Raw genomic sequence first — 13,457 nt, 5'->3', positions numbered from 1 at the left:
TATTATTTTGTGCCGGTGATGGTGAAGGTTTGGGATAGGGTGGTGTCTTGTGTTTTGGCGTGGATGGTGAGGGTGTGTGTGCCGGGGGTGATGAGGTTGTCGTAGGTGTAATCTTCTCCGCCGAGGATGTAGGGAGGTTGGGTATAGGTGTTGATGAGTTGAGCATCGAGTTGGAGCTGGACTTCGATAGGTTGGATGCCTTCTATCCAGATTCGACAGCGTTCCCAGTTGTGGTATTCGAGGTTGGCGTCTTCGGATGGTTGTAGCCAGATGCGTCGGCTGAATTGTTGGTTTTGTTGGTTGTATTGTTGCCACCAGTTATGGACGGCTTCGCTACTGGAGATGAGTCGCATACAGCGTCGGTCTTCGGGGCGGTTGTTGGTACAGATGCGTGCGTCGGATTGGTATACATAAATGCCGTCGGTGCCTGCCTGGTAGAGTTGATGAACACGCCATAGGAATAGGGCGGGCATTTCGGGTCCCCAACTTAGTCCATCAATGACGGGGAGTAGTTTGCATGTTGAGCCACGAACGGCTTCGATGTATGGGGTGATGTCGAAGTGCATATGTCTGCCCTGGATGTTGCTCGGGCAGAGGTAATCAACTAATCCTTCATGAATCCATGTGTTGTAGTCGAATTGTTCCCAATGGCTTACACCTTTTGCGGGGAAACGGAGTAATAGTGGGATGGATTTGTTGCGTTTTTGTGCGAATTCGTTGCGGAGGGATTTGAGTTCTCGCAGGAATTGGTTGCATGTTTCGGGTTTGTCAATACCTCCGGGGTATCTGCAGAAATCTATGGAGATGCCATCGGCTCCAATTTCGAGGGTTTCTTTTAATAGGGATAAGATATATTGACGGACTTCGGGGATGTCGTATCGTAATAATCCACCTGTCATCCAGTCGGGGTGTTGTTTTGTAATATCGCTTTGTAATGGTGTGCCGGGGTAGCAGTTGGTCGCGCCGAAGTTGGCGTGTGCGGTTAAGCCTAATTCGTGGGCATATTGGAGTTCGGTTTGTAGTGTGTTGGTCATTTGTTGCATTTTTCCGACATTATTTGTATGGGGGATAACACCGCCGATAGGGTCGCCGATGGTATTGTAGAGGAGTTGGTCGGTAAGGCGTGATTCGTAAACGACTTTCATGCCGAAACGACCTACCTGGATATCTACAATATTAATTCGGGCTTCTTTATATGCGGAGATGGGTTCGCGATGTTGTAGGGTTTCCTGTATATCTTCGAAGAATGCCCATGAATAGGGTTCGAAATAGCCTGCAATGATTTTGTCCGGAGTGCCAAATTGGTTTTCTAAGATTTGCACCTGTTCCGATGATAGAGGCACTAATTTTATGTAATCCATTCTACTTTCGGTATAGCCTGTGTAGTAATGGTTCTGTTTTATTATTAGATGTTGTCTGTCTAAAGGACACCATCGCCAAAGGGTTTCTTGAAATGGTTTTGGGGAATTGAGTACATCGGAGCGTTCGTCACCGGTGAATCGTAATCGGATTGAATAGTCTTTAGGGGTGCAGACAAAGACTGCATACCAACCGTGCAGGTTAAGGGGATAGGTTAATTGAGGTATGGATATGTCGTCACGCCATTTTTTGGCTATCAGTATATTACCAAATGTTGCTGTGGTTGGGTCGCTGTCTGTTTTAAGGAACCATTTTCGGTCATTTTCTTTGGGTTCATCTGTAGTTACTAAATCTTTTTGTAGGGCCTGGGACCAGTCTTCAATATATACTATATCGGAATTATCAGCCTGTATTTGTCCCTGCTGGGTGTTCAGGATTTTCCCGTCGGGGGATTGAATTTCGATACGGAAATCTATAGATACCTTTCCATCAATTTGTGCTTCGGGATAGGGGTTAAATACAACTGTTCGTTTTAGTCCTCCTGCACACAGTTCTTTGATACGACCTTGAAAGGTCCATTCTTGCCATTCTTCATCTCTAACCAAACGCAGTGCCATTTCGGAGATGAACGGGGTTACTTTGGCGGGTCGCCATTCATTTTTGCCTATGGGAGACCATGAGCATAAAACTATGATTTCATTGGGAGCATCTGCGGGGACTGTATATGTGATATGAATATATCGGGTGAGTGGGTCTATTGTTGTGGATAAGGATAATAAATCGTTCTCTATACCTTTTGTAGTTGTGCTGATTAGTAGGAGAAAGAAAGTTAAGGTGAGTTGAAGATATATTGTTTTTCGAGAGTTCATGGATAATTGTTTCATATTTGTGTTTCCTATATATATTTTTTTTCTGGATGTAAGTCTATGTTGGTTAATGTTTTATTATACTTTATTGAGAGTGATGAAAAAATATTAAAAAATTTTTATGTTGTTTAGTAAAATTTTTGGTGTCAAATATCGTATAATATAATACAACAATTGAATAATAGGTTATTGCTGGGGGCGAAAAGGTTTCGACGGGGATGGTTGAGGTGTGGAATGCATGCCGAGGTTGACCGGTTGGCCTCGTAAAAAGCCGGTCGCAAACAACTGCCAATCAAGAATTGGCCCTCGCTGCCTAATACGCGCAGCGCGTCCCACCCGTGATTGCCTGCTAACGGAATGGGGCGTCAACCAGCAGGTCTGTCCTTTCGGGAGTTGCGGTGCTCGGAAGGCAGTAACTTTTCCGCATAGCGGTTGCGGTGAGCCCGCCCTGAGGCGCTCCGCAATGGCGAATCTATAAAGGATGGGCTAAGCATGTAGTAGGTCTGCACTGAAACATCTTCGGACGCGGGTTCGATTCCCGCCGCCTCCACCATTGAATTGATATGAGGGAGGGGGAGATATGGTTCTGTAGTAATGTAGGCTTAAAGTTTGTTTATAGTTACATTATACAGATTGTTTTGAACTTTAAACATCTCTTTTACTATCCTGTATTATATTGTGCTTTTGTTTCTAGTAATATGTATGCTGAAAAATAACGAGAAATTAAAATAGCTATTATAAAAAAATGGATATAAGTATTATTGAATGGTTTAAAGGGCTTTTTTCTGCGCGAAGTAGTTTTCGAGTATTGCGGGCTGGTTGTACAGATAATCCATTACCTTGTGGTAGGTTGGTAAAGAATCGATTTGGCAAGTTTATTTATATTTATAGGCCGATTCGGATTAATACGAATGGGAAGTCGATTTATGACTTGGTACGATTGACGCCAGAAACGGTATCATTGCTGACCACATGTAAGAAGTTTGAAAATTTACATGTAAAAAATATTTTGTTTTTAGATATTGAGACTACTTCATTACAAGCAACTCCCGAAGATAACTGTGTGTTAGTGGGATTAGCATTTTATCGAGGTGGTATGTTTCATTTGGAGCAATTTTTTCTAACGGATGTAAAGTATGAGAAGGCGATGCTTCATGCTACATTAAAACGATTCAAACGGTTCTCGTACATATCGGGGTATAATGTGAAACCGTTTGATGTGAATTATTTAAAGAAATTGTGTGAGTGGCATAGATTGGGCTTTAATTTCGATACGATAGATTATTTGGATATGTACGTATCTGCCCGCCGTTTTTTTAAGGATAGAACGCCGAATTGTAGGCTGAAAACGGTAACGGAATGGGTGTTTAATGAGTATAGAAACGACATACCCAGTTATAAGATCCCCGAGTATTGGAAGAACTTTATTACAACCAAAGACCATAAATATGCACTAAAAATTATCGAACATAACCGTTTTGACCTTGTCTATATCATACGACTTTTTCTCTGGTTCTTTTGTCGGTTGAGAGAACCCTATGGATATTATTTTGAGGATGTGGAGGATCAATATGCGGTTTTACGTTTGTTAAATAAGTACGGGAAACAAAAATCGCTATAATGATAATCTAATTTGCATAAGGGTATGTTAGGTTAAAAGACTATGAATGGTAGTTATGTTTTGCATTCATTTAATTAAATTCTATATCTATATCTATGGTTTTTGAAGAGAACAGATTTAAGAAAAGATGTGCATAATGTATATGGGGTAATGAAAAGTACCACCTTATTTCAAGGATTATATTTTCCTTGTTAATTAAAAAAAATTTCAGGGCGTTTTATCCGAATTGGATAAAACGCCCTGTTTAATTTTTAGCCTTGTTTTACACAAGGCTTATTTACATTTGTTAGCGTTGCCGTCTGCGTAGAGCGAAAGCACCAGCAATAGCACTTAGAGTGGTCACAATGCCGAGCCCGAACACGCCAGTTACAGGTATTCCGGAACTGACTGTGATGGTCGCTTCATTGCTGAATATCATATCTGTGTAGTCATCACTAATTGCACAACGATACTGGCCACTATCTTCTTCAGTAATCGGTGTGAATTGTAATGTGTCAGAATTGGTGCCTGAGATATTTCCACTGTCGGACATATTTTCCCAGGCTTTTTCACCGGTTGACTTCTGCCACTGATAATTTAGTTCGCCGATACCGCCACTGGCTTGTATGCTCAAGGATACGTTTGTGTTCGGTTCGACTGTTTGGTCAAAGATATTGGATGTGATAGATATGTGGTTTGCAATTCGCACACGAGCGTCGCCTGAGACATGAGTCATCTCAACATCTGTTATTTCAGCACGGTACATATATGTGCCTGGAGAGAGTGCTGTGGGATCTACTACTAATTCGATGGTATTCATTCCGGTTTCAAGAGCACCGCTATTTACAATGTCTGTATCGCGATACCATAGATATGTGTCATATCCTGGGATGAAGATGCCACCCGTAAATGTGACGCTTAACTCGAAGGTATTCCCATCGGTGTAAGCATCTACATCGTAAGGATGTTCGACAATTTGTAGTAAGTTTCCAACATATACTCTTCTCTCTTTGGATTCGCCGGAGTTGCCACTACCATCTTTCGGTGTATAAGTTAGCAGGTATGAACCCGGTGTGTTAACATCTACAACGCCGTCAATTTCTACCAGGTCGGTTACATCACCCCAGCAGTAATCTTCAGCGGAGTAGCCTGGGTCAACCCACGGCTCGCCTAACTGCCATGCCAATAACTCTGGTCCTTCCATGGTCAATACTGGCAAATCATTATCTACCACATTGACCGTCCGATACTCTGTGGTAGTAATCGGATAGTTCGGGTCATGGTCTGTTACGCTGTATTCGATAATGTAGGTTCCTGGAGTAAATGGGTCTACATCACCTGTCACAATTACTTCTGATGTCAAATCGCCATCTTCTACATCTGTTGCTGTCCAGCCGGGTTCATTGTATGGCTCTTTGCAACTTAGCGTCATGGGATTATCGCCTAACAGTGTGATTTCAGGCGGATAGTTGCGGATGACGTGAAGTGTCCGTGTCTTCTGTTCCGCCGGATTGCCACTAGTGTCAGTATAGTTATACGTGATAACATAGTCACCTTCGTCGCTCAGTTGTAACGGGCAATTGGTCGGTGCTGGGTCGCCACCGATAATGGCGGAACCATTTCCATCACATGCATCTGTCCATGTTGCACCTTCCTCAGCGTAGCAATCCACCATAATTTTCAGCCACATTTCCTCATCACCTGTTACGGTTATAACGGGTGGGGTCACATCGCGTACTGTAACCGTAGCTGGAGCAGAAGCAGAATTGCCGTTCACATCGTAAACAGTCAGATTCACGATATTATCGCCCAGGTCGGCACAGGTAAAGGAAACCTTGTCTAATTCAAGATGGTCAATACCACAATTATCGGAACTGCCATTGTCCACATCTGCGGGGACAATACTTGCATTTCCGTCAGCATCTAAATCTATGGTGATGTTCTTTGTAATTACCGTTGGCGGTAGATTATCCTCAACCGTTACGGTAGCGGTATCCGAAGAACTATTACCCGCTGGGTCATAAACGGTCAGGGTTACAACATGTGAACCGATGTCTTCGCAACTAAAGGTGTTTGGAGCAACCTCCATGTGGTCAATTGGGCAGTTGTCATAACTGCCATCGTCCACATCTGATGGTACTACTGTCAACTGACCTGAGGCGTCGAGATATAATGTCACATCTTTGGTTAGCACAGTCGGTGCGATATTATCTTCTACAGTGATTGTGGCTTGTGCAGACGCCTGATTGCCGTTTATATCGTGAACAACCAGATCGACTGTTGTCGTACCTAAATCAGCACAAGAGAGTGTCTCTGGAACAACCTCCATCGAATCAATACCGCAGTTATCGGAACTGCCATTATCTATATCTGCAGGTAATATTGTTACCTGTCCAGAGCTATCCAACTGAACCGTAATGTCTTTTGTCAAGACTGTTGGTGGTAGATTGTCTTGCACCACAACTAATGCCGGTGCAGAATTGCCATTGCCGTTTACATCGGTTGCGGTGAGATTGATTAATACGGATGGGACATCTGCACAGGTAAATGTGCTCTTATCCAGAGATAGGTTAGCAATACCACAGTTATCAGAACTGCCATTGTCCACATCCGCAGGAACTATGGAACCATTTCCGGTAGCATCTAACTGTACGGTGACTTGTTTTGTCACTACATTTGGAGGCAAGTTGTCGCTTACAGTTACATTTGCAGTGCACTGGTCACTATTTCCTGCCTGGTCAGTGGCAGTAAGGGTTATAGGTATAGTTGAACCTGCATCAGCACAGGTGAATGTTGTTGACGGAATAGATATGTTTACTGAGCAGTTGTCTGATGAACCGTTGTCAATTTCACTGGCGCTTAATGTGTATGTTCCTGCATTGTTTAGGTATACTGTTATGTCTTTGCATACTGCGGTAGGTGCAATTGAATCATTTACAGCAACTGTGGCATTGCATTCTACCCAGCGTCCTGTATTTTCTATTAACCGCACCGTAATAGTTGTGGATGGATACATACTGCAATCGAAGTTAACTTTATATCCGCCACTAACTTGAACCCGCCATAGTCCGCCGGGAACGATGCTATTAACTAAATCTGCAAAGTTCACAGCTGGTGCGGATGCATTTCCGGTGTTATCTAACGATACGGACTGGTCATTTCTGCACACTGCAGTCATAGGAAGTGTAACAGTCTCATAAGCCCCGCGGTCATTACCAACATTTTGAGGACGCGGAACCATTCGTATATCTGTCGGTAAGCCCGGATAGGGTGTTGTACCTGTATCAACAAATGGTGAAGCAGGTTGTAATTCAAACTCTGGGGGAGCGGTAGCAAATGATGGGTTCTGATTCTGAGCGATATTTGTGTTAGTTATAGTTGGTAACCCACATCCCGGAGGTGCTCCGCCACCACTACAAAAGACTTGAACGCATTGAAGTGATGCTGGTGTATTATTCCAGAAGATACAACTATTAATTGCACTTGAGTTTGTCGTGTTGAAGCCAAAAAATCCACCACTGGCTAAACCATATAACCCACCTGTAGTGGAGTCTACCGTGTTTTCAACAAAGGTTGAGAATGCAATTGTGACATCTGCTTGGTTAGAGAAGATGGCACCGCCACCACGAATAGGATTCAAAAATGTGTCTAATTGGCGTTTAGCAGTGTTCTGATAGAAAACACAATTTTGAATTGTAAGTTGAGGCAGGATACCTCCATTACTTTCGTTGGCTATAGCACCACCGGAAACTTGTGCGATGTTACCAATGAATGTACAGTTGGCAACGGTTACCTGCCCTGCCCAGTTATACAATCCACCACCACGCCATGTATGATAATCTCCTGGAGCGCCTAAAGCATTCCCTCCCGTAATCTGGAAGCCGTCAATGCGCATATCCAACGCAAGGTCGGATAGTTTACCTACAACTATCACATGATAAGCAGACACACCTCCACGAGAGCGAAAACCATCAATAATAGTTACTGCTCTCCGAGGATTTCTTTGATTTAACGAAGTTTCCTGGATGCCATGGTAGCCTTCGAATCCGCCGTATAGATGAACATGCTCTTTGAGAACTAAAGAACCATCTACAGGCACATTACCCCACGGCTCGGTTCGAAGTTCATCATAAACATAACCTCCGCCATTGGGTCCACCCGCAACCCAGACCTGATCTCCGCCAATACTCCACGCAAGGTCAATACCTTCCTGAATCGTGTCGAACGCAGTTGCCCAGGTCAAACCATCTTCGACGCCACCAGGTCGTGGTGCCATCTTGTCCACATAGACCACAGATTGTGCTGGCATCGCTACAGCAATAATTGCTGTTACCACCAGCATGATAAACATTGAATCCAGCCTTTTGATACCCATAATCATGTTCCTTATAGTTGTTGTTTTAATTGATTAATAAACCATGACGTATATAAACCAGACGCCTCAGAATAGGGACATCTTTTTTCCGAAAGAATTCTTATTGTTATTTTGTTAACACAGTTAGCCACTAAAACGTTTTCAAGTAAAATTGGGTTATTTGTTCTTTTTTCAGTCATTTTATCGCCTACAGCCATATATATCTTTTTTTGCGTCAGTGTTCTGCCTTTCAAATTTTAGTATATATTATCATATATCCCCTAAATATCAAAAGTCAAGTTATTTTTTTATTTTTTGTAAAAAAATGGATAAATTTAATAGAAAGATTTTAAGTAATTATATTTTCTTTTTTTAGGGATATTTTATTTCTATCTTAGTCATAAAATTAAAAAGGTGTTGGATGTTTTTGCATTTTTTTATTTTTATTTATTTTTATTTTTTTTTGTTAATAATGCTAAAATATGCGGTTTGAACAAAGAAGATAGATATAGAAATTTAATTTTATTTAAGATGTTCGAGGATTTTGTTTTCTGTAATGCTTAGATGGGAAAAGTGTGCTATTACGGAGTTATCTTTCATAATAATAATTTGAGGGGATTCGTGTTTTATTTTTGTTTTTTCAGCGATGTAATTTGACAGGTTTTTGGAGTCGATTACATTTATTAGATAGGTATGTTCAAGGTATTGGGGATGGTTTTTAAGGAAGGCATCTACTTCTTTTTTTACACTCCATGAAATTGGGCAACGTGTGCTATGTTTGAAGAACATTAGATATACGTCTTTATTGTTTTGAATAATTGAATCGAAATGTTCTGTTTGAGAAATTTCTTTCATGGTAGACCTATAAATTTTTAATATGTTTATAATATCCAACTTTTATGTGGTTTGATTTTATTTCTTTATTCATGTATGTATAGGGATGAATTAAAAAAGCATGGGATACGTTTATCCACGATAGTAAAGGTTATAGTCGGTGTTTTCGTGATAGGAGTTCTAATTTAAGCCCGAGCCAACTGGTTTTTAGTAGAGGGATAATTCCGCGTTGGAATACGGTTTCGAACACATTAGAGAAGAGTTCGAATTTTTTGCGGGAGTAAGGATGCCAGTATGCTTCTAATCGGCTCCATTGTCTGTCAATGAGGATACTTTTAATATTAGAGAATGCATATAGTCCTTGTGCACCGCGGTATCTTCCGAAACCGCTGTCTTTGATGCCACCGAAAGGTAGAGCGGAGTTTGCCTGTGTGGCGAGGACGTTGTTTATTGATACATTTCCAGTTACAATTTTTCGAGCGACTCGTTCTGCACGTTTCAGGTCGGCAGACCAGACGCTTGCTGAGAGTCCATAAGGTGAGTCGTTTGCCATTTGTATTACTTCTTCTTCAGTTTTGAATGGTGTAATCGTAACTACAGGTCCGAATGTTTCGTGGTATTGGATGCGATAATCACGACCGACATTCGTCACGATGGTAGGTGGGAAAGCATGGCTATTTTTATCTCTTACACCGCCACAAATAATATTGGCACCTTTTTGTTTTGCTTCTTCAAGTTGTGATTCTATTTCTTCGATTTGGAAATCGGCAGTCATACAGCCGACATCTAATTCTGCTTCATCTGATGGATTTGGTGTATTTGCCAATGTTCTCAATTTTTTGATTTTTTCTACCATGAGTTTTACAAAGGGTTCCATGATGGATTCGTGAACAAATATTCGCTCAACGGAGGTACATGTTTGTCCGCAATTTGTGAAGCTTCCCCATATTGCTCCTGTAACGGTTCGTTCTAAGTTTACATCTTCGAATACAATCATGGGGTCTTTTCCACCCAGTTCTAATTCGACGGGAATCAGGTATTGTGCGGATTGCTTCATAATTGTTTTTCCGACGTCGACACTGCCAGTAAAATGTATTTTAGCGGGTTTTTTCTCGATGAGTAGATTGGCGGTTTTTCGGCTTGCGTAGGCAATTTGTAGAGCACCTTTCATGAAGCCTGATTCTTCGATAATTTTTTCATATAACCCTTTTAATGGTGTTAGCCGTGATGGTTTGATAATCACAGCGTTTCCAGCAATAAAAGCACAGACAAAGGGGACAAAAGATAGATGGAATGGGTAATTCCAAGGGGAGATAATGAGGATAATCCCTAATGGTTCGTATACAATTTTTGATTTTTTGCCCATAAGTAGGATTGGGGTTGGTACTTTTTGGTCGCGAAGTATTTTTTCTGCATTTTTCTGGTAATAGTCAATCTGGTCAACGGCAGGGAATAATTCTAAGATAAGGGCATCGGTTATACATTTGCCAGTTTCTTTACTGATAAATTGAGCAATTTCTTCGCGATGTTTTATAAGGTATTGTTTAATTTTTTCGAGTTCGTTAAGTCGTTCACGGACAGTCATGGTACTGATTTTTTCGAAGGCTTTTTGGGCTGTGGAGTACATTTGTTCCACATCGATTTCTGTGATTTCCTGGAAGGAATAAAGGAGTTCTCCCGTTCTTGGGTTTTTTACTTCTACGGTAGGTGGTGAAGAAACTGTGGCTTCCATTCATTTCTCTCCTCTAGGTGGATTTGTTATTTGTTGTGAATATGACTAACGAATAAATTAAATAGTTTCTTGTTATCAATTAAGTTAATTCATTAATGTGAGCCCAGACTTTTTGGAACGCGTGTATATACTGTTCAACCAATTCGGGTTGTTCTGTTGTGAAATAAGGTAAAGATATTGCGGTGCGATTCGCTTCTTCACACCCTTTGGTAGTTCCTTCTTTAGGTAGGACTGGCATAAACTCCCACCATTTAGATTCGCTGAAGATTGGGTAGGTATGTAATAGCGTCCATTGATATTCGACGACGTCAACGCCTTCTGCTTTCAGGGCTTTAACGATGGCGGATCGAGATGCACCAGATTTCTTTTCGTCTATGAACATTAAATTGCGTGAGTAATAAACTCGTTCGACATCGGGTCGGACATATTGAGCGGATAGACCTGGAAGTTGTGTTATAGCGTCGTTTAATTTTTTCATTTGAGCAACGCCTTTGGCATTTCGTTCTTCGAGGTTTTTTAGCTGAATATTGCCTAATATGGCTGCGATGGGGTGTATTCTTAATTTGCCACCGAAAGCAGTCCCTTGATATTTTCTGTAGGGGCTATCTTCAGGGAATGTTTTAGGTAGGTCATAGTTTCCATACGTAACGGAACGTTCGTAGTCGCGGATGTCTTTATACATTGCCATTCCACCTTCAATGGCTGGTAAAGGTTTGGTTGTTTGTAGGCTGAAACCAGCCATCCGTCCCCATTTGCCGATATAAACGCCTTTAACTTTTGCTCCGTGGGCATGACTTGCATCTTCTACAACTTCTAAACCGTGTTCTTTGGCAAAGTCAGTAATGATATCCATATCGCAGGGAAGCCCATACCAGTGAACGGGCAAAATTGCTCGTGTTTTTGGGGAGAGTCTTTTTTTGCAGTCTTCAACATCGATATTCATCGTTTTAGGGTTAACATCGACGAAAACAGGGACATATTTGAAGAATCGCATTGGGACGACGGGAAACCATGTGCTGTAGTCGGGGACAAGGATTTCACTGCCTGGTGGCAGGTCTAATGCGAATAGGGTAGACGATAAGGCACTTGTGCCGTTGCAATGTGCTTTGACATAGGGACAGTCAAAATGTTTTTTCCATGCTTCTTCGAATTCTGCGATGGGTCCATATCCTGGATTTTTGAGGAGTTCGGTTACGAGATTAATTTCTTCATCTCCATAGATAGGCCATTTAGTTGCATCTGGTGGTGTTGCTTTTACAGCAGGAGCCCCGCCATTGAGTGCTAAGGCTTCTTTTTTCAAATCAGAGGATTTGTTTTGAGCAGTTGCTTTAACCTGAGTACCAAGATAGATTGTGGAGCCGACAATGCTTGCATCTTTTATAAACTCACGACGGGTTTTATGGTGATTTTTGTTTTTCATAATGTATTCCTTTTTATTTTTTTAGAAATTAAGTTTATACACTACTATACTTGTTCTTTATTATTATCGTAAAATTAAACTATAAAATCAATTTTAAAAGAAGAAGGTAATAGGTATGTATAAGACGATTCTTATTATTTTGTTTAATTTTTGTATTTTTGTTTTTATTTTTTTAATTGTTTTATTTGTTTGGGTGATGGAACGGGCTAATCAATCGGAGGTCGATGCCCGTTTTGATTATCGATTAGAGGTTATGTATTCAGATGGATTGCATAATTCTAATTCGGACCTGATATGTTGGCGGGGGAGGTTTTATTTGGTTCATGCGAACTCACCATTTCATTTAGCGAGCGAACAGTGCAAATTATTTTTATGGGAGTCGAATGATGGTACTAAATGGACAAGAGTTGCAGAATTTAAGGTTTCTGGGGAGGATATACGTGACCCGAAATTTGGAGCGATAGGTGACAAGTTATTTTTGTATGCTTTGGTGAATAAAGATTTTTTTGCGGAGCCGTATCGGACGTTGTATTCCAGTTCGAGAGATGGTAGACATTGGGGATGTTTTCAGCCGATTGATGGGGAAGCCGATGGTTGGCTTTTTTGGAGGCCTAAAACGAAGGATTGTGTGGAGTGGTATGTAACGGCATATTGGTATGAACATGGGAAGTCTGCATTATTCCGGTCTGTTGATGGAGTGCATTGGAATATGGTGTCAATTATTCATGAGGGGGCAAGGAATGATGAAACGGATTTTGAGTTTTTGCCAGATGGTAGAATAATTTGCACGGCGAGATTGGAATATTCCGGCTCCTTTTTTGGTCATTCGCAAGGAAGTACTTTAGTGGCTACTTCAAGATACCCATATAAGGAATGGGATAAGATGGAAACGAGATTAACCCGTTTGGATGGTCCTTGTTTATTTGCTTTGGATGGGAAAGTGTTTGCGATTGGTCGAAGGGAATGTAAGAATAAGGGGCCTTTTTGGTATACGGGAAGTATCTTTAATAGGAAGAGAACAGCATTGTATTATGTTAGCCCTGAAGGGTTAAGATGGTTGACCGATTTTCCCAGTGCTGGGGATACCTCTTATGGAGGGGTAACAATGCGAGGTGACACAATGTTTATGTGTTATTATACCAGTCCTATTGAAAAGGATTACCCATGGGTTATAGGTATGCTACATGCAACAGATATTATGATAATTCAATGTTCTAAAGATGATTTTTTGAAGTTTGTTGATGTGTCGTTGAGATGAGCAGATACATGAGTAGGATATCTATATTAGAACT

General features: G+C 41.3%; 8 protein-coding genes and 1 other RNA gene. 3 read left to right on the top strand and 6 right to left on the bottom strand.

Annotated elements, in window-relative coordinates; all coding sequences use genetic code 11:
* Positions 1 to 2 precede the first annotated feature (2 nt).
* On the bottom strand, positions 3 to 2,243 hold the full coding sequence (locus tag PLJ10_11465) for a hypothetical protein (GenBank protein ID HOK10263.1): 2,241 nt from the start codon (positions 2,241 to 2,243) through the stop codon (positions 3 to 5).
* 176 nt (positions 2,244 to 2,419) lie between these two features.
* On the opposite strand from PLJ10_11465, the gene ssrA reads away from it, so the two are divergent.
* Positions 2,420 to 2,778, top strand: a transfer-messenger RNA (tmRNA) gene (ssrA, locus tag PLJ10_11460).
* A gap of 192 nt (positions 2,779 to 2,970) precedes the next feature.
* Positions 2,971 to 3,846, top strand: coding sequence for a ribonuclease H-like domain-containing protein (locus PLJ10_11455; GenBank protein HOK10262.1), 876 nt, complete (start codon positions 2,971 to 2,973; stop codon positions 3,844 to 3,846).
* 286 nt (positions 3,847 to 4,132) lie between these two features.
* Here the strand turns inward: PLJ10_11455 and PLJ10_11450 are convergent, their stop codons facing one another.
* The 5 genes from PLJ10_11450 to PLJ10_11430 all read right to left on the bottom strand — a co-directional run bounded on the left by PLJ10_11450 (position 4,133) and on the right by PLJ10_11430 (position 12,165).
* Positions 4,133 to 8,200 (bottom strand): DUF5011 domain-containing protein, encoded by a 4,068-nt coding sequence (locus PLJ10_11450; GenBank protein ID HOK10261.1) that lies wholly within the window; start codon positions 8,198 to 8,200, stop codon positions 4,133 to 4,135.
* A gap of 11 nt (positions 8,201 to 8,211) precedes the next feature.
* Positions 8,212 to 8,379 carry a hypothetical protein gene (locus tag PLJ10_11445; GenBank protein HOK10260.1) on the bottom strand — a complete coding sequence of 56 codons (168 nt, stop codon included), beginning with the start codon at positions 8,377 to 8,379 and terminating at the stop codon, positions 8,212 to 8,214.
* Positions 8,380 to 8,701: 322 nt separating this feature from the next.
* The gene (gene ytxJ / locus PLJ10_11440) at positions 8,702 to 9,034 is read right to left on the bottom strand and encodes a bacillithiol system redox-active protein YtxJ (protein HOK10259.1); all 333 of its coding nucleotides are present in this window, start codon (positions 9,032 to 9,034) and stop codon (positions 8,702 to 8,704) included.
* A gap of 130 nt (positions 9,035 to 9,164) precedes the next feature.
* Positions 9,165 to 10,745: an aldehyde dehydrogenase family protein gene (locus PLJ10_11435; GenBank protein HOK10258.1), complete on the bottom strand. Its 1,581-nt coding sequence runs from the start codon at positions 10,743 to 10,745 to the stop codon at positions 9,165 to 9,167.
* A 79-nt stretch (positions 10,746 to 10,824) separates the two neighbouring features.
* Entirely contained in the window at positions 10,825 to 12,165 is a 1,341-nt protein-coding gene (locus PLJ10_11430) for a DegT/DnrJ/EryC1/StrS family aminotransferase (protein HOK10257.1), read from the bottom strand.
* A 115-nt stretch (positions 12,166 to 12,280) separates the two neighbouring features.
* Between PLJ10_11430 and PLJ10_11425 the strand changes: the two genes are divergently transcribed.
* Positions 12,281 to 13,423 carry a hypothetical protein gene (locus PLJ10_11425; GenBank protein HOK10256.1) on the top strand — a complete coding sequence of 381 codons (1,143 nt, stop codon included), beginning with the start codon at positions 12,281 to 12,283 and terminating at the stop codon, positions 13,421 to 13,423.
* Positions 13,424 to 13,457 lie beyond the last annotated feature (34 nt).

Source organism: Candidatus Hydrogenedens sp., from assembly GCA_035361075.1.
Classification (GTDB): domain Bacteria; phylum Hydrogenedentota; class Hydrogenedentia; order Hydrogenedentales; family Hydrogenedentaceae; genus Hydrogenedens.
Note: the sequence above shows the minus strand (reverse complement) of the source record. Positions and strands in the feature narration are given on the sequence as shown.